General features: G+C 55.4%; 26 protein-coding genes. 21 read left to right on the top strand and 5 right to left on the bottom strand.

Annotated features, from left to right (window positions below; translation table 11 throughout):
* The first annotated feature begins 22 nt into the window (after positions 1–22).
* The 6 genes from TH4_RS07920 to TH4_RS07895 all read left to right on the top strand — a co-directional run bounded on the left by TH4_RS07920 (position 23) and on the right by TH4_RS07895 (position 5,866).
* Positions 23–892, top strand: a complete 870-nt coding sequence (locus TH4_RS07920) for a LysR family transcriptional regulator (RefSeq protein ID WP_064780598.1) — start codon at positions 23–25, stop codon at positions 890–892.
* Positions 893–1,090: 198 nt separating this feature from the next.
* Positions 1,091–1,687: a hypothetical protein gene (locus TH4_RS07915; protein WP_064780597.1), complete on the top strand. Its 597-nt coding sequence runs from the start codon at positions 1,091–1,093 to the stop codon at positions 1,685–1,687.
* Positions 1,688–1,844: 157 nt separating this feature from the next.
* A complete protein-coding gene (locus TH4_RS07910) occupies positions 1,845–2,687 on the top strand; it encodes a universal stress protein (RefSeq protein ID WP_063087139.1) in 843 nt (280 codons plus the stop codon).
* Between the two features lie 608 nt (positions 2,688–3,295).
* Positions 3,296–4,513 (top strand): 5-aminolevulinate synthase, encoded by a 1,218-nt coding sequence (hemA, locus tag TH4_RS07905; RefSeq protein ID WP_064780596.1) that lies wholly within the window; start codon positions 3,296–3,298, stop codon positions 4,511–4,513.
* 234 nt (positions 4,514–4,747) lie between these two features.
* Positions 4,748–5,287 carry a hypothetical protein gene (locus TH4_RS07900; protein ID WP_008891313.1) on the top strand — a complete coding sequence of 180 codons (540 nt, stop codon included), beginning with the start codon at positions 4,748–4,750 and terminating at the stop codon, positions 5,285–5,287.
* A 72-nt stretch (positions 5,288–5,359) separates the two neighbouring features.
* Positions 5,360–5,866: a GNAT family N-acetyltransferase gene (locus TH4_RS07895; protein ID WP_063087137.1), complete on the top strand. Its 507-nt coding sequence runs from the start codon at positions 5,360–5,362 to the stop codon at positions 5,864–5,866.
* Between the two features lie 26 nt (positions 5,867–5,892).
* Here TH4_RS07895 and TH4_RS07890 read toward each other — a convergent pair whose 3' ends face one another.
* Positions 5,893–6,636: an SDR family NAD(P)-dependent oxidoreductase gene (locus tag TH4_RS07890; RefSeq protein WP_008891311.1), complete on the bottom strand. Its 744-nt coding sequence runs from the start codon at positions 6,634–6,636 to the stop codon at positions 5,893–5,895.
* A gap of 203 nt (positions 6,637–6,839) precedes the next feature.
* Here TH4_RS07890 and TH4_RS07885 point away from each other — a divergent pair, with 203 nt between their 5' ends.
* Complete coding sequence (locus TH4_RS07885; RefSeq protein WP_064781004.1) at positions 6,840–7,535, top strand: SOS response-associated peptidase; 696 nt, start codon at positions 6,840–6,842, stop codon at positions 7,533–7,535.
* A 61-nt stretch (positions 7,536–7,596) separates the two neighbouring features.
* Here TH4_RS07885 and TH4_RS07880 read toward each other — a convergent pair whose 3' ends face one another.
* Together TH4_RS07880 and TH4_RS07875 are read right to left on the bottom strand one after the other, a co-directional pair.
* A complete protein-coding gene (locus TH4_RS07880; protein ID WP_064780595.1) occupies positions 7,597–7,776 on the bottom strand; it encodes a hypothetical protein in 180 nt (59 codons plus the stop codon).
* 225 nt (positions 7,777–8,001) lie between these two features.
* Positions 8,002–8,859, bottom strand: coding sequence for a universal stress protein (locus TH4_RS07875; protein ID WP_064780594.1), 858 nt, complete (start codon positions 8,857–8,859; stop codon positions 8,002–8,004).
* 340 nt (positions 8,860–9,199) lie between these two features.
* On the opposite strand from TH4_RS07875, the gene TH4_RS07865 reads away from it, so the two are divergent.
* Complete coding sequence (locus tag TH4_RS07865) at positions 9,200–9,508, top strand: ArsR/SmtB family transcription factor (protein WP_008891308.1); 309 nt, start codon at positions 9,200–9,202, stop codon at positions 9,506–9,508.
* A gap of 81 nt (positions 9,509–9,589) precedes the next feature.
* Here TH4_RS07865 and pdxH read toward each other — a convergent pair whose 3' ends face one another.
* The gene (pdxH, locus tag TH4_RS07860) at positions 9,590–10,210 is read right to left on the bottom strand and encodes a pyridoxamine 5'-phosphate oxidase (protein WP_064780593.1); all 621 of its coding nucleotides are present in this window, start codon (positions 10,208–10,210) and stop codon (positions 9,590–9,592) included.
* 146 nt (positions 10,211–10,356) lie between these two features.
* Here pdxH and TH4_RS07855 point away from each other — a divergent pair, with 146 nt between their 5' ends.
* From TH4_RS07855 to TH4_RS07825, 7 genes are all read left to right on the top strand, one after another.
* The gene (locus tag TH4_RS07855; protein WP_008891306.1) at positions 10,357–10,833 is read left to right on the top strand and encodes an RT0821/Lpp0805 family surface protein; all 477 of its coding nucleotides are present in this window, start codon (positions 10,357–10,359) and stop codon (positions 10,831–10,833) included.
* A 216-nt stretch (positions 10,834–11,049) separates the two neighbouring features.
* Entirely contained in the window at positions 11,050–11,979 is a 930-nt protein-coding gene (locus TH4_RS07850) for a DnaJ C-terminal domain-containing protein (protein WP_064780592.1), read from the top strand.
* 171 nt (positions 11,980–12,150) lie between these two features.
* Positions 12,151–13,491: a mechanosensitive ion channel family protein gene (locus TH4_RS07845; protein ID WP_064780591.1), complete on the top strand. Its 1,341-nt coding sequence runs from the start codon at positions 12,151–12,153 to the stop codon at positions 13,489–13,491.
* A gap of 101 nt (positions 13,492–13,592) precedes the next feature.
* Complete coding sequence (locus TH4_RS07840; RefSeq protein WP_064780590.1) at positions 13,593–14,291, top strand: thermostable hemolysin; 699 nt, start codon at positions 13,593–13,595, stop codon at positions 14,289–14,291.
* Between the two features lie 8 nt (positions 14,292–14,299).
* Positions 14,300–16,336 (top strand): AMP-binding protein, encoded by a 2,037-nt coding sequence (locus tag TH4_RS07835; RefSeq protein ID WP_064780589.1) that lies wholly within the window; start codon positions 14,300–14,302, stop codon positions 16,334–16,336.
* Positions 16,308–17,117 (top strand): SDR family NAD(P)-dependent oxidoreductase, encoded by an 810-nt coding sequence (locus tag TH4_RS07830; RefSeq protein WP_245227786.1) that lies wholly within the window; start codon positions 16,308–16,310, stop codon positions 17,115–17,117. Before TH4_RS07835 ends, TH4_RS07830 begins: the two co-directional genes overlap by 29 nt.
* Complete coding sequence (locus TH4_RS07825) at positions 17,114–17,782, top strand: tetratricopeptide repeat protein (RefSeq protein ID WP_064780588.1); 669 nt, start codon at positions 17,114–17,116, stop codon at positions 17,780–17,782. The genes TH4_RS07830 and TH4_RS07825 overlap by 4 nt, the downstream gene beginning before the upstream one ends.
* Positions 17,783–17,862: 80 nt before the next feature.
* On the opposite strand, the gene TH4_RS07820 is transcribed toward TH4_RS07825, so the two are convergent.
* Positions 17,863–19,221 carry a YihY family inner membrane protein gene (locus TH4_RS07820; protein ID WP_064781002.1) on the bottom strand — a complete coding sequence of 453 codons (1,359 nt, stop codon included), beginning with the start codon at positions 19,219–19,221 and terminating at the stop codon, positions 17,863–17,865.
* Positions 19,222–19,423: 202 nt separating this feature from the next.
* Here TH4_RS07820 and fabI point away from each other — a divergent pair, with 202 nt between their 5' ends.
* From fabI to TH4_RS07790, 6 genes are all read left to right on the top strand, one after another.
* Positions 19,424–20,254 (top strand): enoyl-ACP reductase FabI, encoded by an 831-nt coding sequence (gene fabI, locus TH4_RS07815; protein WP_064780587.1) that lies wholly within the window; start codon positions 19,424–19,426, stop codon positions 20,252–20,254.
* Positions 20,255–20,337: 83 nt separating this feature from the next.
* Positions 20,338–21,441, top strand: coding sequence for a chorismate synthase (aroC, locus tag TH4_RS07810; protein ID WP_064780586.1), 1,104 nt, complete (start codon positions 20,338–20,340; stop codon positions 21,439–21,441).
* A 48-nt stretch (positions 21,442–21,489) separates the two neighbouring features.
* Positions 21,490–22,629 (top strand): hypothetical protein, encoded by a 1,140-nt coding sequence (locus TH4_RS07805; protein WP_157097723.1) that lies wholly within the window; start codon positions 21,490–21,492, stop codon positions 22,627–22,629.
* 181 nt (positions 22,630–22,810) lie between these two features.
* Entirely contained in the window at positions 22,811–23,425 is a 615-nt protein-coding gene (locus TH4_RS07800; RefSeq protein WP_064780584.1) for a dioxygenase family protein, read from the top strand.
* Positions 23,426–23,568: 143 nt separating this feature from the next.
* The gene (locus TH4_RS07795) at positions 23,569–24,186 is read left to right on the top strand and encodes a TetR/AcrR family transcriptional regulator (RefSeq protein ID WP_064780583.1); all 618 of its coding nucleotides are present in this window, start codon (positions 23,569–23,571) and stop codon (positions 24,184–24,186) included.
* Positions 24,187–24,226: 40 nt separating this feature from the next.
* Positions 24,227–24,703, top strand: coding sequence for a DUF2269 family protein (locus TH4_RS07790; protein ID WP_064780582.1), 477 nt, complete (start codon positions 24,227–24,229; stop codon positions 24,701–24,703).
* The last annotated feature ends 56 nt before the right edge of the window (positions 24,704–24,759 follow it).

Here is a 24,759-nt window from a genome sequence, read left to right as displayed (position 1 = left end):
CAAATTTGAAACGGAGCACCGATTGGACTGGAACTATATCAAGTCGTTTCTCGCCATCGCGGAAACAGGGTCACTTGAATTGGCCGCGCAGAAAATCCGGGTTAGCAACACCACGGTGTTTCGCCATATTCATGCGCTTGAAGAACAGGCTGGCACCCGGCTTTTTGATCGCATCCGTGGCCAATACAGCCTGACCGATGCCGGGACAGAAATGCTTGTCCCCGCCCGTCAGATCATGAACAGCTTTGATGTTATCAACACCACCATCTCGGGCGCTGATGCTACACCGGCCGGATTGGTGCGCATCACTGCACCGACCAGTTTTTCCTATTTCTTTCTGCCAGACCATCTCGCCTGGTTTCAGGATCAATGGCCGGACATTCAGATCGAACTGCTTGCCAGCAACCTCGAATTCAATATGACACAGCGATATGCCGATATTGCCGTGCGGGTTGCGCCCAACCCGCCCGAACATCTTGTTGGCAAGGAAATCCGCACACTGGAATGGGGCATCTATGGTGCCGCAGACCGATATCAACCGGCAATGCTTGATGACCTGCTGGCGGAGCCCTTCATCGGCGCATCCGGAACGCTGGCAAGTTACGCACCCTATAAATGGCTCGATGCGAACCGCCGCACGCCGCATAAACAGCAAACCGATGATCTGATCGCAATGGCACATCTGGTGCGCGCCGGATGCGGTCTGGCCTGTTTGCCATCCGATCTTGCCCTTCCGGGTTTGCGGTTGCTTGCGCCTTTGCCGGAAATACCCGCAAACAAGCTTTGGGTTTTAACCCACCCTGATCTGCGCAACATATCGCGCATCCGCGAAACCATGCGATGGATCCGCAAATCATTAAAGGACGATCCGCGGCTTTCACCGGGCAAATAACTGTGAACGTGACGGAAGCTCCATATTATCGTCTGATTGCATTCCTTGGCCACGCACTTGCCCGGACTGGACAGACTCCGTAACGACGTTCAATATGTTCGCAAGCAAAAGCAAAGTCATAGCAGCGACTGTGGCAGAGTTCGGGACAACAAACTGACGTGACCAAGGCGCGCCCGCCACCGGTCGGAGGAACAACGCATGTCGATGCGCAAGATTGCCAAATGCCTGCCCGCAATCGGACTGGGCCTTGCCCTGTCGGGGTGCATGGCCCCGGTCGAAGAACCGGTCACGATGTCCAACAGTTCCGGCACCATTGTTACCCCGTGGGGTGCACCGGCCCAGAATACCCGCCTGGCATCACCGTCCACCATGACGGGATCTACGTCTGCGGGGGAAAATGACAATCTCATCATGATGGACGATCCCAATCGCAAGGCGATGGATGAAATGCGCCAAAAGCAGATCGACGAAGCCCGTATTGCGCTGGGCATTCTTGATCGAATGGCGCAGCGCTGCGTTCAATCCGGCGATGCCGCGGCCTGCACAACGCTTCAAACCAATTGGAGCACCCTGTCACAGCAATTGCACAAAACCCTGTCAATGATGTCAGGCGACACAATGCAGATGCCAAACAGTGTTCCGACCGATGATCCGGCGATGCCCGCGATGAACGACAGCGCACCGATGTCACCTGCCCCCGTCACCCCCCCTGCCACCACAGGTGCTCCGGCTGGCGGCGACATTCCGACCATGGAAAAAACAATCCCGATGACCGAACCGGGTGCGGACGGGTGATTCTTGGCCCGAAATTACAACTTGGAATAATTTAATTTGAGATAGAGCAAAGAAACCATCCCGAGACGACGATAGGGTAGCCACAGACATTAAGGCCAAGGGCAATTTGACAGATTTCGGGTCAGCCCCACGCCACCTACCGAATGGAGATCGGATCATGTATCGGGATATTCTTGTTCATATCGACACCTCAGCTGCCTGCAAGGAACGCCTTTCTGTTGCGTTGAAAGTTGCCAAGGCGCAGGACGCGCACCTTACCGGTCTTTTCCTGCTGCCCTATCCTGAAATTCCGCGCTTCATGGAAGTCCAGATCACCGAAGAAATTATCAATCAGCAGCGATCTGCGATGGCGGAAACGGCAAAGGCGGCGCGCACCCAGTTCGAAGAAACCTGCAATGCGGCCGGTGTTGCTTTCAGCTGGCAGGAAACCTCCTGCCCGGCGTCCGAAATTGCCGATACCACCGCAATGTATGCCCGCCATCATGATCTGACGGTTCTGGGCCAGCACGACCCGGAAAGTTCCGATCCCTGCTCTGTCTCGGAAATGCCGGACAAAGTCATCCTGACCGCCGGTGCGCCGGTTCTGCTTGTGCCCTATGTCGGCAAGTTTGATACCATTGGTGATCGCGTCATGGTCGCCTGGAAGCCCTATCGCGAGGCCGTACGTGCGATGAATGACAGCATGCCGTTCCTCGAGGCCGCAAAATCCGTTCTGGTTCTCTGTGCCGACCCGAACAAGGGTGCCCGCGACACCATGCCGGTTCCGGGTGTCGATATTGGCGAACGCCTGAAATGCCATGGCGTGAATGCCAAGAAAGAAAGCATGAACGCTTCTGGCATCAGTGTTGGCGACCTTATTTTGTCGCGCGCAGCCGATGAAAGCATCGATCTGATGGTGTGCGGCGCCTATGGCCGTCCGCGCCTGCGTGAACTGATGCTTGGTGGCGTCACCCAGCACCTTCTGCGTCACATGACCGTTCCGGTCCTGATGTCACACTAGGCAACTACATTTCGCATTCCCAAAAACCGGCCGGAACTTTCGGTCGGTTTTTTATTGGCTTTGCCGATTGCAAGCTTGCAGACAGGCAACCGCACACGGACTAATCCCTTGTCCAGACAAGGAAAAATCAAGCAATCCGCTTTTAGCTCTGTCACCAAATTCAAAAATTACTGGCAAATTTATCTGATCATCAACATTAATACATATTGAAAATCATATGTAATTTCTGTCATGATTGATTTTTCCGATGGATGAAAACGATTTAATTGTGGTGCAAAAGCTGTTCGAATCCTTGCCAAATGACGCCAACGAGGCCAAATTGGGTCTTAAGACAAAACGGAGCATGCTCCGAAAAGAGATCGACACAAGAAAGATGGATCGCCTTCTCTGATCTGATGGTTCCAAACAAGACTGGAATCGCTTTAATTTTTGACAAGGGTCAATGCCGTATCCGCCGTCATGGTTGATAAGGGAACCATAAAGACCCGGTCGAACCGGAGGATATGTCCAGAATCAGGTCGCTGATCTGGACGAGACCAGAGCTTTGTGATGCCACGACCAGATACAAAGTCCGTGACACTGCAAAGAGACAGGCGAAAGAAACAAGTATGAATTACAACACCTTCTTCAAAGATGCGCTGTCCGGCCTCAAGGCTGAGGGCCGCTATCGTGTATTCGCCAATCTCGAACGTATTGTCGGAAAATTCCCCAAGGCGCTTTATCACCCCGATAACGGCGAAGCCCCGCGTGAAATCACCGTATGGTGCTCGAACGATTATCTTGGCATGGGCCAGCACCCCAAGGTGCTTGAAGCCATGCAGAACGCCATTACCGGTCAGGGTGGCGGTGCGGGTGGCACGCGCAATATTTCCGGGTCCAACCATCTGCATGTCGCGCTTGAGCGGGAGCTCGCCGATCTGCATGGCAAGGAAGCTGCCCTTCTGATGACCTCGGGCTATGTCGCGAACTGGACCACGCTGTCAACGCTGGGATCGAAGCTCCCGGATTGCGTGATCATTTCCGACTCCGAAAACCACAATTCCATGATCGAAGGCATGCGCCACTCCAAGGCAGAGCGCCGCATCTGGAAACATAACGACGTCGCCCATCTGGAGGAAATCCTCAAGGATCTCGGGCCGCAGCGCGCCAAGATCGTCGCGTTCGAGTCTGTCTATTCGATGGATGGCGATATCGCGCCGATCAGTCAGATCCTTGATCTTTGCGAAAAATACAACGCGCTTTCCTATCTGGACGAGGTTCATGCGGTTGGCATGTATGGCCCGCGCGGCGGTGGCGTTGCCGAACGTGATGGCGTCATGCACCGCGTCGACATCATCCAGGGCACGCTTGCCAAGGCCTTTGGCGTGATTGGTGGCTATATCGCGGCCAAACCTGAAATCGTCGATTTCGTGCGCAGCTTCGGCAATGGCTTTATCTTTACCAGTTCCCATCCGCCAAGCATTGCGGCGGGTGCGCTGGCAGCCGTGCGCCACCTGAAAGAAAGCAATGTCGAACGCCTTGCCCAAAAGGAACGCGCCGATACCCTGCGTGCACGCATGCGCGCAGTCGACCTTCCGGTCATGGACGCGCCAAGCCATATCGTTCCCCTGATGGTGGGCGATCCTTCCATGTGCAAGGAAGCCAGCGACCGTCTGCTGTTCGAACATGACATCTATGTCCAGCCGATCAACTATCCGACCGTCCCGCGCGGCACCGAACGCCTGCGCTTTACGCCGGGCCCGCTGCATAATGACGAATTGGTCGATCATCTGATCGACTCGCTCCTGTCGGTCTGGAGCAAACTGGGCATTTCCAAGGTCGCCTAACGCGCTTGGCAATCAGAAAATCAAAAAAGGCCGGTGGCAATTGCCCCGGCCTTTTTGATGATCCGCCCCATGTAAAGGCCTGCAGCCGGGATCAATGATGTTCGGCCATTTGCTTTCACCGGGCGGCGTCCTATATTGAGGCTGTCTTGCCGGTTTCGCGTCGGTAAAGATAATACTTTGCAATTAAGAACTGTTCGCGTTAATGTCGGACCTGTCATCAAACAGGGACCGCCCATGTATTCGGATAAAACCTTGCTCCCCAAAGAATGTCTCCGCCTGTGCGCACTTGGCACCCTTGCCCTTTCCGAAAAGCCGATCAGCTATGGCGATCTGGCCAACGAGGTGCGCCATTTCATGTCGCACATCATGGGGCCGTCCCTGGATATGATGGGAAGTTCGCTTCAGCTGCTCAAGCTTGAAGGGCTGGTCAAGGAAGATACCTCAAGCGGCGGGTTGTCTGATGCGCAACTGAGCCTGACCGATGCCGGGCACAAGAAGTTCATCGAACTGATGCAGGGCAATGTGCGCGATACATCGGGCGAGCTTTCACGCCTGATCATGGCGCTCAAGATGCGGTTCTTGCATCTGCTTGATCATGACATCCGCACCGAACAGATCGAAATCCTGCAAGACGTCTGCGAACTTGATCTCGAACGCGTGCTGGCCCTGCGAGATGAACACGCAAACGAGGCCGAAAACTTCACCAGCTGGCTCGAAATGGAAGTCAAACGCCTGGAGCAAAAACGCGACTGGCTTAAAAGCCTTTCAGCGTAAACCGTTTTCCCGTTATAGTCGTGACGGATGGCCCGCAGGAAGCAGGTCCAACGTCACAGGCAGGGACGGAAAATGTTGATACGTGAAGAAACCGAAAAAGATATCGCGGCGATTCACGCGTTGCTGGATGGTGCCTTTGCAACTGCACCCCACAGTCAGCAGACCGAACATTTGATCGTCGATGCGCTCCGAAAAAGTGGTCAACTTACCCTTTCCCTGATCGCGGAACAGGACGATGAAATTGTTGGCTGCATCGCGTTTTCACCGGTGAAAATCGATGGCAAAGCCTGCGGTTGGTTTGGCCTGGGACCCGTTGCGGTCACGCCGGACCGGCAGGGCTTGGGCATTGGCTCCGAGCTGATCCAAAGCGGCATCCGCCATTTGCGCGCCGATGATGCCCACGGCTGTGTCGTGCTGGGCGAGCCGGATTATTATGGCCGGTTTGGCTTTGCACCCCTGCCCGACCTGAAACTTGAAGGCGTGCCCGACGAATATTTCATGGCACGCCCATTGGTTGATGAAATCCCGGCGGGTTTAGTCGAATACGATCCGGCCTTTTACATCAAAGCTGACAGCTAAGAAGTCATCCAGTCCCGATCTGCCGATCAGTACAGATGCTGCCCGCCGGTGACAAAGATTTCCGTGCCAGTTACATAGGTACTGTCATCCCCCACCAGATAATGCACTGCTGCCGCCACGTCTTCGGGCGTGCCCATCCGGTTCATCGGAATGCGCGGCACAAGCGCCTCATATTCCGGTGAAATCATATCGGTCTTGATTTCGCCCGGGGCCACCGCATTGACCCGCACTCCAAGCTCGGCGAATTCAACGGCCATTTCACGTGTTAGCCCCGAAAGGGCTGCTTTTGAGGTCGAATAGGCCGATCCGGCAAACGGATGGACGTAATGCCCCGCGATCGAGGTAATGTTGCAAATTGCCCCCTTGCCCCGATGCAGTGCTGATGCAAACCCGCGCGAAAGTGTAAGCGGCGTAAAGAAGTTCAGCTCAAACACATCGCGCCAGGCAGCAATATCACCATTCAGACAGCCAAGCCGTTCCTTATAGGGGGTCTTGGGCGATACACCGGCATTGTTGATCAGGGCATGCAACGGATCATCGCCCAGAACTTCGTTCGCCTCGGCGATAAAGGCTTCGACCTCTGCCGGTTTGGACAAATCAGCACGGATATGGATGCCCAATGCCGGATCGCGCGGGCAGCTTGGCGGTGGGGCTTCGCGTGAACAGCAAATCACCCGCCAGCCGCGCTTGGCAAAATATCCAACCGTAACATGGCCGATGCCACGACTGGCACCTGTCAGAACGACTGTTTTCGGGGCATTGCTGCTCATTGGTGTACTCACTTCACTAGGGTATGAACCCAAACAGAATTTTGCTGGTTTTCTTATAGCACCACAGGCCCCGCCATCGAAGGAAAAGCCTTGTACTGTAAGATTTTTCTGCAGTCACCGTCGCGATATAGGCTGCCCCACAGGCATTTGGCAAGGGATGCGAAACAGGCTATGTTTTGGTCATTGTAAAGATGGGCAAGACCATGTGCAGCCGCTTTGATCTTAACAGCGATATCCGCGCCTTTCAGGTTCAGCTTGGCCTGGAAATGGAAGATATCATTCGCATGCCATTACCCGACGGGTTCAATCGCAACGGACCCGATGACGAGGACGAAGACGCTGCCTTCGACAGCCTGACCGGTACGCGTCGGCCGACCGATCCGATTGCCGTCATTCTGCCGCATCAAAAGGCCGCCATTCGATACTGGGGGCTTAGCATCCCGGGCATGAACAGCCCGATGATCAATGCGCGCGCCGAAACCCTGACCGAAAAGCCAACCTTCCGACCACTTTTGAATCGCCGCTGCCTGATCCCGGCAAACGGATGGTATGAATGGCGCAAGGACGGCACGGCAAAGCACAAGAACCGCATCACCCTGCCCGATCATCAACCGTTTCTGTTTGCGGGCCTCGAAAACGGACGTGAAGCCACGATCATCACCTGCGCGCCATCGGGCTCAATCGCCCATATTCACAACCGGATGCCGGCTGTGATCGGCCCGAACCATCTGGCGGCCTGGCTTGATCCGCACATGGCGTTCGAAGATCTGGGATACATGTTGGGCCCGTTGCCCGATCATGTTCTTTCATGGCAGGAAGAAAGGTCGGATCGCCCCGAAACAGATCAGAATACGGGTGCGGATGAGAAAACAAACCAGATTGATCTGTTTTCAAAATAGGCTGCTTGGGCAGGCACGCAGCCTGTCTGGCCCAATCAGTCCATAACTGGGAATAAGATGATTAGTCGCTGTCAACGTCGTTGGCGGCGCATGGTGCCGCATTGCATGACTGCAACGCACCGCCAGCTTGACCAGACAGCAACGCAGCAAGATCAGGCACACCAACATTCGGATAGTTAAGTTCCTGTGCCAGGTCTTCGGACATCGAAGCGAAATCGATGATATCGCGCAATGACAACATGGGTTTTCCCCTGTCAGACGTTGATTTCCCACAATGCGAAACACCTCGTTTAGGGGCAGTACTGCCCCCGATGGGGTTTCGTCACTTTCTTATTTCTGTAACCCTGTTCCTATTTATCCCGCAACGCAACAAAAAAAGGCGCATCAAAAATGCGCCTTTTCAGTCATATACCATCGGTTAGGTAATATAATTTCGCGATATCAGGCGCTTAAGCAGCCCCTTGGCTTAGTGCATTATCCAAAGCGGCAATGCACATTTTGCCAACATATCCTGCGTCACACCGCCAAGGATCATCTCCTTGAAGCGTGAATGGCTGTACGCCCCCAGAACAATGGTATCGGCACCGCATTTTTCTGCCTCGGAAATCAAGGTATTAGCAACCTGTCCGGTTTCGGTACTCTCAACCACGGCCGCATCGACTCCGTGCCAGCTGAACTGTTCGGCCAGCGCCTTGGCGCATGCACGGCCATAGGGAACCTCGCCGACACTGACAATCGTGACTTCCTTGGCATTGCGCAACATCGGCATGGCGGAAGTGACCGCGCGCGCGGCCTCGATCCCGCCATTCCAGGCGATCATGACTTTTTCACCGATGGTCGCCGGGGTTACTTCTGGGGCCACCAGGATCGGCCGTCCGGTTTCCATCAGGGCTGCATCAAAGGTCAGCGATGCGGAGGCTTCCTTGGGATCCCGGCCAATCACCACCAGATCGAAAAGGCGCCCGCGGCGGGCCACTGTTTCGTCTTCGCGTCCGCTATCCTTGCGCCAGGCGCAGGTCGGCTTGGCGTCTGCGCTCGGTGTGTTGGACTCTTCAATGCCGGCCTCTTTAACGGCGGCGGCAAACGATGCCTTGCCGCTGGCTTCGCGCTTTTCGGTTTCGGTGGTGGCGGCCTGGATCATTTCTTCGATGATCAGGCCTGACATGCCTTCGCCAACAATCGGAATGGCGTCTTGTGGTTCGGCCGCGACAAAAAGCGCCTCAAGATGCGCGTTGAACGACTTGGCCAGTTTAAAGGCCGTCGCCATCACACGTTTGTCGATTGCCGTGCCTGATACCGGTGCCAGAATGGTGCGAATTGCCATGTTAACTACTCCCGCCTGTCGAACAGGTCATTGAACCTGCCTGAAATACCGACTGATGATGCCTTTACTGCCAAGCAGTCTGAGGTCTTTTGCCCCAGCTTTCTTTGTTCAAGATCAAAAATTTGCGAAAGTTATTATTATTCTTATACTTTGTTGGTGTCGGTGGTTGGTGCCGGATCGGTTTTTCTCAATCGACCATGCACAAAATGATTGTAACATGAATGCCAACGATTACGATGACGCTTTAAAGATCGAGATATTATTCTCTTGGGTAGGATACCGGGCATTCAAAGCAAAAATGCGACCTGGTGTGCAGAGTTAAGAACGGGGTTACTCGCGGATGGACTATACGGCACTGCACGAGAATGCACGTGAAGCTGCAGAATTTCTCAAAACGCTCGGCAATGAGTGGCGTCTGCTTATTTTGTGCTCTCTCGGCGACACGGAAAAATCCGTTGGCACGCTGGAAAATGAACTGGGCATCAAACAATCCGCCCTGTCACAGCACCTTGCACGCCTGCGCCGCGAAGGGCTTGTAAAAACCCGCCGCGATGCGCAAACAATCTATTATTCGCTGGCCAATCCCGACATCATGAAGATCATCGCTGTGCTGCAGGACACCTTCTGCCCGCCAGAACCCGCAGTCTAAAACGCACCAATCAAGAATACAAAAACGCACAAGGCTTGATCACCTTGTGCGTTTTTTGCGTTTCGGATTCTGTCGCTGTCCTTACGGAAACAGCTTTTGCGTATCCCAGCCGCTATCGGCGTCATCGCGGGTAAACAGCTTGCGGTCATGCAGGCGGAATTTGCCCTCTGCCCAGAACTCGATCCGATCCGGTACAAGGCGATAACCGCCCCAATGTTCCGGGCGCGGCACTTTGCCAAGACCAAATTTGGCGGTGAATTCCGCAACCCGTTTTTCAAGATCAAACCGGCCACTCATCGGGCGCGACTGAATGGATGCCCAGGCTCCCAACTGGCTGCCGCGCGGGCGGGATGCGAAATATTCATCTGACTCGGCTGCATCGACCTTGGCAACCTTGCCCTCGATGCGCACGCACTTTTCAAGCGTCTTCCAGTGGAAACACAGGGCAGCAAAACCGTTCTCGGCCAACTGGCCACCCTTGCGGCTTTCATAGTTGGTATAGAAAACAAATCCGCGCGGATCAAAACCCTTAAGCAGCACAATGCGCGCCGACGGGCGACCTTGCGCATCGGCAGTCGCAAGCGTCATCGCATCCGGATAGGCAGTCTCGACCTTTTTTGCATCCGCAAACCAGGTTTCGAACATGTCGAACGGGGCATCGTGGGGTTCATGCCCAATTTTTGGCGCATTTTTCTCGTTCATTGCGAAAGGATTTCCTTTGGCTGATTAAATTTGTTGCCGTCAGGACGACATATTTCGGAACTACGGTGGCAGCAACAACGTTGGATCAATATATATACCCAAAGAATATCGGTTGGGACTGTAAAGACAAGATGGGCAAATTAAACATGAAATTCCGTCAGATCGTTATCCCGGTGGTCATGACCGCCTTTATCGCTGGCTGCGCCCAGGATCAGGGTCAGAAGCAAACGGCCGGCACACTTCTTGGTGCCGTCGGTGGTGCCGTCGCAGGCGCACAGTTCGGCAAGGGCAGTGGCCAGCTTGTCGGTGTTGCGCTTGGTACGCTTGCCGGCGCCTTTATCGGCAGCGAAGTCGGCAAGTCGCTTGACAATGCCGACCGCGCCATCATGGCAAAAAGCACCCAGCGCACGCTGGAAGCCACCCCGACAGGTCAAACCACCACTTGGAACAACCCCGATACCGGTGTTCAGGGTACGGTGACCCCGACCCGCACCTATCAGGAACCGAAAACCCAGGAATATTGCCGCGAATACCAGCAGACGGTGATGATCGGTGGTCAGGAAGAAACGGCTTATGGCACCGCCTGCCGCCAGCCGGATGGCAGTTGGAAAGTTGTCAACTAAGCCTTGCTAAAAATCTGAAATGACAGGCGGTGCGGTCCTTGCGATCTGCGCCGCCTTTTCATATCTGGTCATCGGTTCGGGCGACAAACCCGTCTTAATGTCATTGTTTCGGATCAGATGCGGCAAAATGGTTCATCTTTTGCGGCGCATGATCTAATAATGAACACAACGTGCAAATCACATAACGTGCTTTTAGTTTCTGGAACCGGTCAGTAAATGCAGGATCCCTACAAGACACTTGGCGTCGCCAAAAACGCCAGTCAGGAAGAAATCAAAAAGGCCTATCGCAAACTGGCGCGTGAACTTCACCCCGATGTCAATCCGGGCGATGCCAAAATCGAAGAACGCTTCAAAAAGGTATCGAGCGCCTATCACCTTCTTGGCGATGCGGAGCGCCGCAAGAAATTCGACAATGGTGAAATCGACGCCGATGGCCGCGAAACCAGCCCGTTTACCCGTGGCGGCGGACATGCCGGTGGCGGCTTTGGCGGCGGTGATCCGTTCGGCGGCTTTTCCGGTGCCAATGCCGAGGACATCTTTGACGAAATCTTCGGCAAGGGACGCGCACGTTCTGGCGGCGGCGGTTTCGGTGGCTTTGGCGGGGAACGCAAACCCAGAAAGGTCAAAGGCCCGAACATCTCCTATGAGCTGAGCCTTGATTTCGCCGAGGCCATCCTTGGCACGACAAAGCGTATCAATCTCGCCAGCGGCAAAAGCCTTGAAGTCCGCATTCCGCCCGGAAGCGAAAACGAACAGACGCTCCGTCTTAAAGGCCAGGGGATGGCTGGCATGAATGGTGGCGAGGCCGGTGACGCGCTGATCAAGCTGCATGTCCATCCGGACAAAACCTTCCGACGCGAAGGCAATGACCTGCATTGTGATCTGGCAATCAGCCTGTCTGAGGCCATTCTGGGTGGTTCGATCGAAGTGCCGATTGTCGATGGCAAGGTCAATATGAAGCTGCCTGCCAACGCCAATAGCGGCACCAAACTGCGCCTGCGCGGCAAGGGTGCGCCCTATGACCGGGGCAACAAACGCGGTGACCAATATGTTCACCTGACGGTCAAGCTGCCCGAAGAACGCGATGACGAATTGGTCGAGTTCATCAAGGACTGGTCTGAAAAGCACCCCTACAAGGCGCGTTGACCCAATAATCCAAAGCCGGCATTCGCCGGCTTTTTTCTTGGCCCGTTGGCACCCGGGGGCAGGCCGCACAAAAGGCCATGCGTTGAAAGGTGCCTGTTAATCGCGTTCCGTGTTACCATATTGTTTTAACGGGCTTTGTCGCAAAGAACGAAACCGATCATCAGGGACAATATGGAACAGCTCAGCAACCCGGACATCTATTTGCAATGGCTTGAACAGGCAATCGCCTGGATCTCTGCAAATGTCCTGCTGGTCCCGATCCTGATCCAGATTGCTGCCTGCCTGCTTGCCACCATCCCGGCCTTTTTGCTGCGTGGTCGTCTGGCGTCGCTTCTCGCACGCTTGCAGGATTGGAAGCCGCTTTTACCCTATGCCGGGTTTCGACGCTTTGCGCTGGTTCTGCCCAGTCTTGCCTTCCCGCTGATTTTTGTCATTGCCATCTGGCTGCTTGATGCCATCGCCATTCAGGCTGGCTACCGCCATAACATCATCCGGTTGGTTGCAAGTCTTCTGAATGCGTGGATTGTCATTCGTCTGGCCGCGGCCATTGTCAATGATCCTGTCTGGTCACGCACCATTGCCACCGTCGCTTGGACGTTGGCGGCACTCAACATTGTCGGATGGCTGGAACCAGGCATCGCAATCCTTGACGGGCATGCGATTGAGTTCGGCGAGTTCCGCATTTCGATCTATGGCATCATCAAAGCCGTTCTCTCGCTTGCAGTTTTGCTGTGGGTGGCATCCTTTGCATCCCGCCTGTTTGAACAACGCATCCGCAAGGTCCATCACCTGACCCCGTCGGTGCAGGTCCTGATGGCAAAGCTTCTCAAGCTTATCTTGCTGTCGATCGCCGTTTTGTTTGCACTTTCGACGATGGGTGTCGATCTGACGGCACTCGCCGTATTTGGTGGCGCGGTTGGTGTCGGGATCGGCTTTGGTCTGCAACGCATTTTCGCCAACCTGATCAGCGGCGTGATCCTGTTGCTTGACCGCTCGATCAAGCCCGGCGATGTCATTGCGATTGGCGATACCTTTGGCTGGATTCAATCACTGGGCGCGCGGTATACTGCGGTTCGAACCCGCGATGGCACGGAATTCCTGATCCCGAACGAAGACCTGATCACCAATCAGGTCGAAAACTGGAGCCACTCGGACGTCAAGCTGCGCCTGAAGGTGCCGGTCGGCATTTCCTATAACTGCGATCCCCATCTTGCGATCAAGCTGTGTAACGAGGCGGCGGCAAAATGCGCGCGCGTGCAGGACAATCCGGGGCCAAACACCCTGATGCGCGGTTTTGGTGACAACTCGGTCGATCTTGAAATCCGCTTCTGGATCAACGACCCGCAAAACGGACGCGGCAATATCATCAGCGAAGTTTTGCTCAATGTCTGGGATGCCTTCATCGAACACAATATAGAAATTCCGTTCCCGCAACGCGATCTGCACCTGCGCAGCAGCGATGAACCGATCCGCGTGGAAATGACACAAAGCCCTTCCTCCAAACGATCCTGACCCTGCCAAACACCTCGATTTAAGTTGATTTTAGCTCTTCAGCTTGCTGTCAGGTTGCGACGCCAGAATGCGTTATTCACGTATCAAAAGGCGTCCACTGAATGCTGCAGCTTAATTACAACGAAAACGGCAATCCCTCGGCCAGACTTCGTTTGCAGAAGAACGGGTTTCTGTCCCGCGTGCCGACGCATGCTTGTGCCATTTCAATCCTGACCAATACGGCGCGCGAACGCGCCGAGGTCGAGGATTTTATCTCTGGCATCTATGCCCGCACCTATGAGGCAGAAATTTCAGTTCATTACGACACACTGATGAGTGTGCGCGATGATCACGGCGATATTGTCGCCGCCCTTGGTTTTCGCTCCGCCGGGCATGGTCCGCTGTTTCTAGAACAGTATCTCCGCCGACCGATCAATTCTATTCTGGGCATTCCCCGCCACGAGATTGCTGAAATCGGCAATCTGGCATCAAACGGATCAGGCGCATCATCTTTCCTGTTCACCGCCCTTTCGGCTTATTTGCATCATAGCGGCTTCAAACAGGCGGTTGTGACCGGTACCGCAAGTCTTGAAAAACGGTTCCAGAAAATGGGGTTGGCGCCGGTGCGTCATGCACTCGCCGACCCGGCCCTGCTTGAATGCGGCAACACCCATTGGGGCCGGTATTACGACACGCGCCCGCATGTTCTCTCGGGCTCTGTCACTTTGGGATATCTGCGCCTGCAATCACTTTTTGGCGCCGAGTACAGCCACATGCGCCCGCGCCTTTATCCCCGTCTCCAACATAATGGCGAGGTCTGAGTCTGATCATGCTGTTTTCACGCATTGGCCAACACCCGGCCGACAAAATCGCCCTTAGAAGCCAAACCGGTCAGATCACCTATCGCGACCTGATCCGGCGCATTGACGACCACGCCAAAGACCTTTCCGATGTCGATGTTCTTGGCATCGCGCTTGATAACGGCATCGACTGGGTACTTTGGGACTTGGCGGCACTCAAATCGGAAACCTTCTGCGTTCCGATCCCGCCCTTCTTCACCAAAGCACAGATTGATCATGCCGCCGCAACCGCTGGTATCACTCATATGATCACACCAGATGGCATGGTGCGAACCGGTCTTGCCAAATCCGCGACCATCCCGGCAAAAACTGCAAAAATCACCTTCACATCCGGCACCACCGGCACCCCCAAAGGTGTCTGTCTGCCTGCAACCGCCATGTTGAATGTCGCAAGCTCGATCTATCAGATGCTGGGCGACGAATTTGCCGGTACGCACTTTTCCGCCCTGCCCCTGGCCGTCTTGCTGGAAAATGTTGCTGGCGTCTATGCCGGACTTCTCGCTGGTTGCACCGTGCATCTTACGTCCTTGCGGAACTTTGAGGCGCAGTACGAAAACCTGCATGGCTTGCTCAAGGGGGCTGATGCCACCTCGATCATTCTGGTGCCGGAACTGCTGCGCGCCCTGATGATGCAGGTCATGCAGTACGGCCCGCTGACCAAACTTGATTTCATTGCCGTTGGCGGCGCGCGGATTGATCCCGCCCTGATTGCCAAGGCCCGTCAGATCGGCCTTCCGGTTTACGAAGGATATGGCCTTTCTGAATGCGCATCGGTTCTGTCGTTGAACGTTCCGGGCAAGGACAAACCGGGCACGACGGGCACGTTGCTGCCACATGTCAGTGCTGAAATCGTCGATGATGAAATCGTCATTCGCAATCCAGGATTCCTTGGCTATGTCGGCGATCCGCCGGCGGCAAACGCAGCCCTCTCGGAGCGCCTCGCCACCGGTGACCTTGGCCGGATTTCAGACGACGGCTTTGTGTCCGTTACCGGACGGCGCAAAAACGTCCTGATTACCTCAAACGGGCGCAACATATCACCCGAATGGCCCGAGGCCGCCTTGCTGGCCCAACCCGCCATTTATCAGGCAATCGTTTTTGGCGACGGCCAAGCCCATCTTGAAGCGCTGATCGTGCCAAGCCGTGCAGATGCAGACATCAACGCCGCCATTCAGGCCGCAAACGCCAGCCTGCCCGACTATGCCCAAATCAAACATTTCACGCTTTGTGCGCCCTTCACCGCACAAAACGGCTGCCTGACCGGAAATGGTCGGCCCAAGCGTGATGTGATCGTCAAACGATATATCTCCTCACAGAACACTTCGGAGCTCGCCATGAATTTCTATGATCGTCTTGTTGCCCAAACCGCTGATGCCCGCGCAGCCCTTTATCACGTCCCGCAGCTTGTCGACGGACTTTCGGGCAACATCTCCCGCTCCACCTATGTCGCCTACCTGACCGAGGCCTATCACCACGTCAAACACACCGTTCCCTTCCTGATGGCGATGGGATCGCGCCTGCCCGATGACAAACGCTGGCTGCACAAGGCGGTGATTGAATATCTCGAAGAGGAAGAAGGCCACGAAGAATGGATCCTCAATGATATCGAGGCCGCCGGTGGTGACCGCGAAGCCGCGCGCAATGCAACGCCCAACCTCGAAACCCAGGTGATGGTCGCCTATAACTACGACTATATCGCGCGCAAGAACCCGGTCGGTTTCCTTGGCATGGTCTTCATGCTCGAAAGCACGTCAACCCAGATCGCAAGTCAGGGCGCGGATGCCGTCATGAGCGGTCTGGATCTTCCAAAATCGGCATTCAGCTATCTGTTCTCGCACGGTTCGCTTGATATCGAACACATGAAATTCTTCGAGAAAACCGTCAACCAAATCACCGATCCGAACGATCAGGCCGCGATCATCGAAGTTGCCAACAACACCTTCCGTCTGTTTGCCAACCTGTTCGCAGCGATCCCGCATGAAGGACAACGGAAAAATGTTGCTTGAGGGAAAAGATATCTTTCTCACCGGGGCAACCGGCGGGATTGGAAAACCCCTTGTGGAAATCCTGAAAGAACGCGGTGCCAATGTCCGGTCCTATGACCGGGCATCCGAAGGCGATCTGATGGAACGCATTGATACGACCTGCAAGGCGCTTCTCGAAAATACGCCTGACATCCTGATCAATCTTGCCGGGATCAATGATTTTGGCCATGCCGAAGATCAGGATTACGATGCCCTTCTGACACTCAATCTTTTGGTGCCGATGCGGCTGTGTCAGGCGGTCCTGCCCGCCATGCGTGCCCGCAATCATGGCCAGATCGTCAATATCGGCTCGATGGTTGGGTTGATCCCGTTACCGCACATGACCGGCTACGTGGCAGCCAAATCCGGCCTTAAGGGATATAGCGACGCCCTGCGTCGGGAACTGTGCAACACGGCCATTACTGTCACCCACATCGCGCCACGTGCGGTCAATACCGGCATGAATAGCGGCAAGATCGGCATGCTTAATCGCAAGACCAAAGCCACCGAAGATCGCCCGCGGGATGTCGCGCTTCGCATTGCCAGCGCGATTGAACTTGACGCCAGTGATTTTCGCCTTGGCTGGCCGGAACGGCTGTTTGCCACCCTTAATGCACTCGTGCCCGCGATGATCGACAAGGGCCTGCGCAAAAACACCCAAATTGGCGAAGAGATACTGGCAACTGACAAGGCCAACGCCAAGCCAGCCCTGATCATCAATGGCACAGGATCAGAAAGTGCCGCACAGAGGAACATCGCATGAAACGCAAAAACATGATCACCTTATCGGGCCTTGCGGTTGGTCTTCTTCTGGCTTTACCGGCAACGTCGCAGGCGCAAACCGCAAACCCGGCCGTGATGAAGGCTGTCAGCCACTTGCAACATGAATGGGCGCACATCAAATACGAAATCACCGATGAAGATGCCCAACTTGATGCCATTCACAAACTCGAAGCCGATGGCGAAAAGCTGCGTGCAGAATTCCCCGACAGCCCGGAACTGCAAATCTGGCAAGGCATCATTCTGTCAACCGATGCCGGGATTGTGCGCGGTATTTCGGCCCTTGGCAAAGTGCGCGACGCCCGCGAACTTTTTGAAAACGTGATTGCCACCGCACCGACCGCAATGGATGGTTCTGCCTATACCTCGCTCGGATCGCTTTATTATCAGGTGCCGCCATGGCCGCTGGCCTTTGGCAGCGACGCCAAGGCCGAGGAAAACCTCAAAAAGGCGCTTGCGCTCAACCCGAACGGCATTGATCCGAACTTCTTCTATGGCGATTTCCTGCGCCAACAGGAACGCTATGACGAAGCGCGGATCTATTTCCAAAAGGCGCTTGATGCCCCGGACCGCCCGGACCGTCCGCTTGCCGATGCTGGCCGTCGGGCCGAAATTGCCCTTGCGCTCAACCAAATGGCCTCCCGATAAATACGACCGATCATCAACACATCAAAAAGGCCGGGAAGAATATCCTCCCCGGCCTTTTTCAATAACCCGCGAAACGGCCATCAGCTCATGATGCCGGTCATGTCTTTTTGATTGATATCGTCTGACTTGTCCTGATCCGGTTCTTTCTTTTTCTGCTCGGGGATTTTGTCGTCAGGCCGCGGGGTATCAAGCAGATCGCCCACCTTCACATCCAGAACCGTTTTGCGTTTTTCTTCCAGTTCGATCAGGCGTTCGCGCATGGCAATCGGCCAACCGCTATCGGTCTGCACGACCAGCAACCGGTCGTAATCCAGAAACAGGCCAAGGCGGCTCATCAGATCCATCAACGAAATCCGCGACAGGTCTCCCGAAAGCAACCAGCGATGCTTTTCCGAGCGATCAATCAGCTTTTCGCGCCGCAACGCAGCCAACGCCCAGTTCAGATCACGCCCACCCAGTTTGACGTCGCGCATCATCTTGCGATAGGTCGGCGGCTTGGCGGCCTCGTGGAAACGATTTTGCAGATATTCCAGAACGCGCAGCACCGCGATGATCCGTTCCATATGCCCCGGCACCGCACCGCGCGGATCGGGAACGATGCCCGCCGCCCGTGCCGCACGCCATTCGGACCGGCCCGCTGCCACCTGAGCCCCCAGAAGGATCACGATCCAGGTCAGATACATCCACAACAGGAAAATCGGCACAATCGCGACTGCGCCATAAATCGTCTGATAGGTCGGGAATGTCGTGACATAATACGCAAACCCCTTTTTCAGGGTTTCGAACAAAACGGCGGCCACAACGCCACCGACCACACCATCAATAATCACGACCGAGCGGTTCGGCATGCCGATAAACAGCAATGAAAAAGCCACTGCCGACAGGACAAACGGCGCAATAAACGTCAGTTGTCCGATTTGTTCGCCAAGGGCGTCCCCGCCAACCAGATGGCGCATGGCAAAAATATAGGACGCCAGTGAAAGGCTAAGCCCCAGCAACATTGGCCCAACCGTCAAAAGCGTCCAGAACACCACCAGACGCGACAGAAGCTTACGCGGGCTGGTCACACGAAACACATCGTTCATCGCACCTTCGATGGCGCTGAGCAACATCACAGCCGTCAGGCCCAGCACGATTGTGCCAATCGCCGTCATCTGTCCGGTATTTTGCAGGAAACTGCCAAGATACTCTGTGACCTGCGCGCCGGTTTCCGGCAGGAAATTGTTCAGGACCACGGTCATGATCGTGTCCTTGAACTCATCAAAAACCGGAAAGGCCGACAAAACCGTCAGTGCGATGGCCAGAAACGGCACCATCGCCAAAAGCGTCGTATAGGACAAACCGGCGGCACGTTGTATGGATTTGTCATGGACAAAACGCATACCGGCATAGCGCCAGAACGCGGTTCGATCAGAGAGCAATTTCTGAATTTCGGCCATTAAACGCTTATCCCCACGCATTTTCCGGTTATACTGCACCTGATCAACAAGATAGCGTGCCTGCACACGTTATGACAGGTCAGATTGACCTTGGCCGCGCTTTGTGTAGGATGCGCCGAATGTCTAATGCCTTCTGGGCCGGTCGCGGCTTTTCTTGAATGCCTCTACCTGCCAGAGAGAGATCGTGGGAACGAGAGGAAATATGAGCCTGTCCACCGACAATATTTCGGGCCTTATGGCCGGTAAACGCGGCCTGATTATGGGTGTCGCCAACGATAAATCGATTGCCTGGGGCATTGCACGTGCGGCCGCTGCGGCTGGCGCCGAGATCGCCTTTACCTTCCAGGGCGAAGCCCTTGAAAAACGTGTGCGCCCGCTCGCAGAGTCCGTTGGCAGCAACATCGTTCTGCCATGTGATGTGACCGATGCGGCCAGCATGGATGCCGTGTTCGAGACGCTTAAGGAAAAATGGGGCAAGCTTGACTTTGTCGTGCATGCCATCGGTTTCTCCGACAAGAACGAACTGCGTGGTCGCTATGTCGATACCTCGCCGGAAAACTTTGCGCTTTCAATGAACATCTCGGTCTATTCCTTTACCGCGATCGCACAGCGCGCGGAAAAACTGATGACCGATGGCGGTTCGCTTCTAACACTTTCCTATTACGGCGCAGAAAAGGTCATGCCGCACTACAACGTCATGGGCGTTGCCAAGGCGGCCCTTGAAGCCAGCGTGAAATACCTTGCCAATGACCTTGGTCCGGATCGCATTCGCGTCAATGCCATTTCGGCGGGCCCGATGAAGACCCTTGCCGCATCCGGGATTGGCGATTTCCGCTATATCCTGAAATGGAACGAATACAACTCGCCGATGCGCCGTAACGTTACGCTTGATGATGTTGGCGGATCGGGTCTGTACTTCCTATCAGACCTTTCGACCGGTGTTACGGGCGAAACCCATCATGTCGATTGCGGTTACCACACCGTTGGCATGAAACAGGCAGACGCACCTGACATCACTGTCCAGAAATCCTGATCTGGGCCTGATACGATTTTGCGGGCTGCCCTGATGGGCGGCCCGTTTTGTCTCTTAAATATTTGAATTCTGGATAATCGGTTATGGCTGGCAACAGTTTTGGAACACTTTTCCGCTTCACCACCTTTGGCGAAAGCCACGGCCCGGCCATTGGCTGTGTCGTTGATGGTGTGCCGCCCCTGCTTGAGCTCACCGAGTCCGATATTCAGAATTATCTCGAAAAACGCAAACCCGGTCAGTCGCGCTTTACCACCCAGCGCCGCGAACCAGATCAGGTCAAAATCCTTTCGGGCGTGTTCGAAGGCAAAACCACCGGCACCCCGATCGGGCTTCTGATCGAAAACGTCGATCAGCGCTCCAAGGATTATGGCGAGATTAAAAACCAGTTCCGACCGGGTCATGCCGATTACACCTATTGGGAAAAATACGGCACCCGCGATTATCGCGGCGGCGGCCGTTCGTCGGCCCGCGAAACAGCGATGCGGGTTGCCGCCGGTGCAATTGCCCGCAAGGTATTGGGCGACGACATCAAAATCCGTGCGGCCCTGGTCAAAATGGGCACCAAGGAAATCAACCGGGCGAACTGGGACTGGGCTGAGGTTGATAACAACCCGTTCTTCTGCCCCGACGCGCAAGCCGTTCCAGTGTTCGAGGAATATCTTGATGGCCTGCGTAAGGATGGCTCATCCGTCGGTGCGGTGATCGAAGTCGTCTGTTCCGGCGTCCCGGTGGGTCTGGGTGACCCGGTTTATGACAAGCTTGATGCCGATCTGGCCAAGGCGATGATGACGATCAATGCCGTCAAGGGCGTTGAAATCGGCAACGGCTTTGAAGCCGCCGAACTGACCGGCATTGAAAATGCCGATGAAATGCGTCTGGGCGAAGATGGCAAACCGGTCTTTGGCTCCAACCATGCCGGCGGTATTCTCGGCGGCATTTCATCGGGTCAGGACATTGTCGTGCGCTTTGCCGTCAAACCGACCAGCTCGATCCTCACCCCGCGCAAAAGCCTTGATATCTATGGGAAGGAAGTCGATGTCGTCACCAAGGGTCGCCATGATCCGTGTGTTGGTATCCGTGGCGTTCCGGTGGGCGAAGCGATGGCTGCGATCACGCTTGCCGACCACCTTCTGCGCCACCGCGCACAGTGCGAAGGCTGGAACACCAACAAGCATTTTCCGAGCTAGTTTTCCGACGCAATCGGAACGGGCGAATATCGCATCACAACTGGTTTCATGCCGCGTCTAAGTGGCATGAACCCGATATTGCTCAAAACCCTGATCCAACTTGCTGCATCCAACAAAAAACCGGCTCCCAGCGGAACGGTTGGCAGTGACGCGCAGCTCAAAAATCGCATCGTCCTGTTTGCGGACGAAGCCGTCGCCCTGCCCGACTGGGGGATTTCAGGGCTGCCGTCCATGATCCTCGGCGCGGCACCGCAAACCTGCCTGTTTGTCAGCGACCTCACTGTCGATGATGACGGCGAGGATAAGGACGACCCGGGCAGTTCCGATAGCAGCAACGATGACACGTCAGATGCATCTGCCAGCGGATCGGTATCTTTCTCCCTGACCATCAAGGCCCCGCCTGCCGCCGACAGCAGCCTTAAGTCGCGCACCATTGTCTGGAAGCTGACCTTGCCAGTTGCGGGCTTTCGCGATGTGCAAACAGGTGCTAGCACCCCGCCCGTGCACGCCCCTGTGATCAAAACCCGCATCAAGCTGGGCGGCGTTATCCGTGATGTCGAAATCGGCCTTCTGGAAATGGGTCCTCTGGATCAACCGCTTCTGATCGGCAAAGACACGCTCTCAAATAAATTCCTGATCCGCCCAGACCGGCCCGAAGATCAGAAGACACCAGCCGCCCCCACGGTTGACCTGACGCCGGCACCCGCCGAGACGCCAAAGCCGGGCACTACCCCGGCGCCTGAGACCTCAGATGCGGCGCAGGCAGAAGCACAAGAACAGGCAAATTCCGAGGCAGAAGCAGAGCCAAGCGATACCGCAAAACCCGCCCCGGATTCACAGCAATCCCAAGACGACACGCAATCGCTCGACGCACCTCAAACGACAACGTCGCAGGACACCCAGGCAGCGGCAACCGACGATGACGGGAAAACGGCCGATGCTGATCCGGCCCAAGCGAACACGGATCAGGCAACCCCGACCCAAAACCAGCCATCATCAGAAGACAGCGATAAAACCGAAAACACGGTGGACGCCGATCCAAACGACAGTTCAAGCAAGCCAGAGCAAGACACCACTACACCAGCGGCACCAGCGACCCCCGACACACCAAGCGCACCAGAACCAGCGGCAACCAATGCAGACGCCCCGAAAACCCAACCGGCTGAGCAGGAAAATAACTCTGCCTGAAGCAGCCCCGAAACCTGAAGCGCCAGACTTCCCTCGCGCCATCCCGTCACGGGTGGCGCATTTTTTTGTCGATCAAAGTAATTTTCGGCGCTTCTCACCTTGTAGTTTCGCATCGCGACCACATCTTTACCCCATAACAAAAAACCACGGTCCCAAACGCGGTTGGGAAAAGGCAAAACCAATGACCATCGATCTGGACTTGGCCGGTCTGTCGCGCAGGTCTGCGCTCAAGGGCTGGTTTGCCGCAGGCTCGGCACTTATCGGCAATTCCATTCTTTCACCGGTTTCCTACGCCAGTGACAGAACCCTTCCGGCGACCCCGGCTTGCGGAGAGGATATCGGCCCAACGCGCAGCATGACCGAAGGCCCGTTCTATAGCCAAAACCCGCCCGAAAAGCGCAACTTCCGAAACGATGCTGACGGCACACCGGTGACCCTGCTGGGCTATGTGCTGAACACGGCCTGTACGCCGATTGCCAATGCGATTGTCGATCTGTGGCATGCAGACTCAGATGGCCGTTATGACAATCAGGGCTTTAACATGCGCGGTTATCAACGCACTGACGGCCAGGGGCGCTATTACTTTGATACCATCCGCCCGGCCGAATATGCCGGACGCACCCCGCACTACCACGTCAAGATCACCCCGCCCAACGGCCGAACCCTGACCACCCAGCTTTATTTCCCGGATGAACCGCGCAACGAGCTTGATCACCTGTTTGACAGCGCGCTTCTAATGAACGTCCATCCGGCAAGCGATGGTGAAATCGGTCGGTTTGATTTTGTTCTGGCCTGATTGGCCCGTACTCAGACATCACGACAACCAGTAGCCTTCCGCGATCACATCCGTATGAAAAAACGTGATTTTTGGTCTTGCGCCCTTGTGTATCACGCCTTAATGTTAACGAAGTTAACATAAGAAAAACGAGATACGTGCAAATGGGAAAGTATCACCACGGTGATGTCCGGAATGTCCTCCTGCAACAAGCTGAAAACATCCTGACGGACGAAGGCCCGACTGGCTTGTCACTGCGCCGTCTGGCGCGGCTGACCGGTGTGTCGGAAGCCGCCCCCTATCGCCATTTTGACGGCAAGGATGGCATTTTGGCGGCAGTCGCGATTGCCGCCTTCGAAAGGTTCGCCGAACAACTTGAAAGCGCCGCGGAAAGCCACCCAAACCACGAAGAACGCATTATGGCGCTGGGGGCTGCCTATGTGCAGTTCGCTGTCGAAAACCCGCAGCATTTCCGTCTGATCTTTGGCCGGGAACGCCCGCCACTCGATCAATATCCCGAACTGCGCGATGCCGCTGATAACGCCTTTGACGTCTTGCAGCGTGCCGTCACGTCGGTTGATCGCAAGGCCGAAATGACCCTGGCCGAGGCCGCCAGCGCCTATAACCGCTCCCTCGCCGCATGGAGCCGCGCACACGGCATCGCCATGCTGGTGATTGATGGCATGATCGTGCCCCCCGCTGATCAGGATCTTTCAAGTTTTGTTCTGGGCCTTCTGGCCGAAGATCTGACCATGCCGGTCAACACCGACAAAGCCCCTTAACCCACAACGGGCAGTCGCCTGTTACCAACCGGAAAATCAGATGGAATACGCAACCGTCAAACTCATACACGTCATTGGCGCCATCCTGTTTTTGGGCAATATCATCGTATCCGCCGTCTGGAAAATTCAGGCAGACCGGACCAACAACCCGGTCGTTATCGCCTTTGCCTGTCGCCTGATCAATGTCACTGATCTTGCCTTTACCGCGCTTGGCTCGGCCCTGATCGTGATTGGTGGCATCGGTCTTTTCCACGCGACCGGCATCGCACTTTCAGAGGCCCCCTATCTGATCTATGGCATTGGTCTGTTTGGCATGGCGGCAATGCTGTGGTTGGTGGGACTTCTGCCGCTTCAGATCTATATGTCAAAGATCGCGGCCAAGACCGTCGCAAACGGCGAAACCGAAATGCCCGCAAGCTATGAGAAATGCCGCAGGCTTTGGAATATGGTCGGGCGGATTGCCATCCTGTTTCCGCTGGGTGCACTTTACCTGATGATCATGCGTCCCGACTTCTAAGTGATGGGCGCAAAATGCTGCGCCTTCCACCATACGGAAAGCCGTTTTATCTGATT

It is taken from the genome of Thalassospira tepidiphila MCCC 1A03514, from assembly GCF_001662875.1.
In the GTDB taxonomy this organism is placed as follows: Bacteria; Pseudomonadota; Alphaproteobacteria; order Rhodospirillales; family Thalassospiraceae; genus Thalassospira; species Thalassospira tepidiphila.
This window is presented reverse-complemented; position numbering and strand designations above follow the sequence as displayed.

What these genes read in the sequence shown, in the direction of transcription:
- TH4_RS07915 (WP_064780597.1), top strand. Translation starts at nt 1,091, where the DNA reads ATGTCGATGCGCAAGATTGCCAAATGCCTGCCCGCAATCGGACTGGGC.
- TH4_RS07910 (WP_063087139.1), top strand. Translation starts at nt 1,845, where the DNA reads ATGTATCGGGATATTCTTGTTCATATCGACACCTCAGCTGCCTGCAAG.
- hemA (WP_064780596.1), top strand. Translation starts at nt 3,296, where the DNA reads ATGAATTACAACACCTTCTTCAAAGATGCGCTGTCCGGCCTCAAGGCT.
- TH4_RS07900 (WP_008891313.1), top strand. Translation starts at nt 4,748, where the DNA reads ATGTATTCGGATAAAACCTTGCTCCCCAAAGAATGTCTCCGCCTGTGC.
- TH4_RS07895 (WP_063087137.1), top strand. Translation starts at nt 5,360, where the DNA reads ATGTTGATACGTGAAGAAACCGAAAAAGATATCGCGGCGATTCACGCG.
- TH4_RS07890 (WP_008891311.1), bottom strand. Translation starts at nt 6,636, where the DNA reads ATGAGCAGCAATGCCCCGAAAACAGTCGTTCTGACAGGTGCCAGTCGT.
- TH4_RS07885 (WP_064781004.1), top strand. Translation starts at nt 6,840, where the DNA reads ATGTGCAGCCGCTTTGATCTTAACAGCGATATCCGCGCCTTTCAGGTT.
- TH4_RS07880 (WP_064780595.1), bottom strand. Translation starts at nt 7,776, where the DNA reads ATGTTGTCATTGCGCGATATCATCGATTTCGCTTCGATGTCCGAAGAC.
- TH4_RS07875 (WP_064780594.1), bottom strand. Translation starts at nt 8,859, where the DNA reads ATGGCAATTCGCACCATTCTGGCACCGGTATCAGGCACGGCAATCGAC.
- TH4_RS07865 (WP_008891308.1), top strand. Translation starts at nt 9,200, where the DNA reads ATGGACTATACGGCACTGCACGAGAATGCACGTGAAGCTGCAGAATTT.
- pdxH (WP_064780593.1), bottom strand. Translation starts at nt 10,210, where the DNA reads ATGAACGAGAAAAATGCGCCAAAAATTGGGCATGAACCCCACGATGCC.
- TH4_RS07855 (WP_008891306.1), top strand. Translation starts at nt 10,357, where the DNA reads ATGAAATTCCGTCAGATCGTTATCCCGGTGGTCATGACCGCCTTTATC.
- TH4_RS07850 (WP_064780592.1), top strand. Translation starts at nt 11,050, where the DNA reads ATGCAGGATCCCTACAAGACACTTGGCGTCGCCAAAAACGCCAGTCAG.
- TH4_RS07845 (WP_064780591.1), top strand. Translation starts at nt 12,151, where the DNA reads ATGGAACAGCTCAGCAACCCGGACATCTATTTGCAATGGCTTGAACAG.
- TH4_RS07840 (WP_064780590.1), top strand. Translation starts at nt 13,593, where the DNA reads ATGCTGCAGCTTAATTACAACGAAAACGGCAATCCCTCGGCCAGACTT.
- TH4_RS07835 (WP_064780589.1), top strand. Translation starts at nt 14,300, where the DNA reads ATGCTGTTTTCACGCATTGGCCAACACCCGGCCGACAAAATCGCCCTT.
- TH4_RS07830 (WP_245227786.1), top strand. Translation starts at nt 16,308, where the DNA reads ATGAAGGACAACGGAAAAATGTTGCTTGAGGGAAAAGATATCTTTCTC.
- TH4_RS07825 (WP_064780588.1), top strand. Translation starts at nt 17,114, where the DNA reads ATGAAACGCAAAAACATGATCACCTTATCGGGCCTTGCGGTTGGTCTT.
- TH4_RS07820 (WP_064781002.1), bottom strand. Translation starts at nt 19,221, where the DNA reads ATGGCCGAAATTCAGAAATTGCTCTCTGATCGAACCGCGTTCTGGCGC.
- fabI (WP_064780587.1), top strand. Translation starts at nt 19,424, where the DNA reads ATGAGCCTGTCCACCGACAATATTTCGGGCCTTATGGCCGGTAAACGC.
- aroC (WP_064780586.1), top strand. Translation starts at nt 20,338, where the DNA reads ATGGCTGGCAACAGTTTTGGAACACTTTTCCGCTTCACCACCTTTGGC.
- TH4_RS07805 (WP_157097723.1), top strand. Translation starts at nt 21,490, where the DNA reads ATGCCGCGTCTAAGTGGCATGAACCCGATATTGCTCAAAACCCTGATC.
- TH4_RS07800 (WP_064780584.1), top strand. Translation starts at nt 22,811, where the DNA reads ATGACCATCGATCTGGACTTGGCCGGTCTGTCGCGCAGGTCTGCGCTC.
- TH4_RS07795 (WP_064780583.1), top strand. Translation starts at nt 23,569, where the DNA reads ATGGGAAAGTATCACCACGGTGATGTCCGGAATGTCCTCCTGCAACAA.
- TH4_RS07790 (WP_064780582.1), top strand. Translation starts at nt 24,227, where the DNA reads ATGGAATACGCAACCGTCAAACTCATACACGTCATTGGCGCCATCCTG.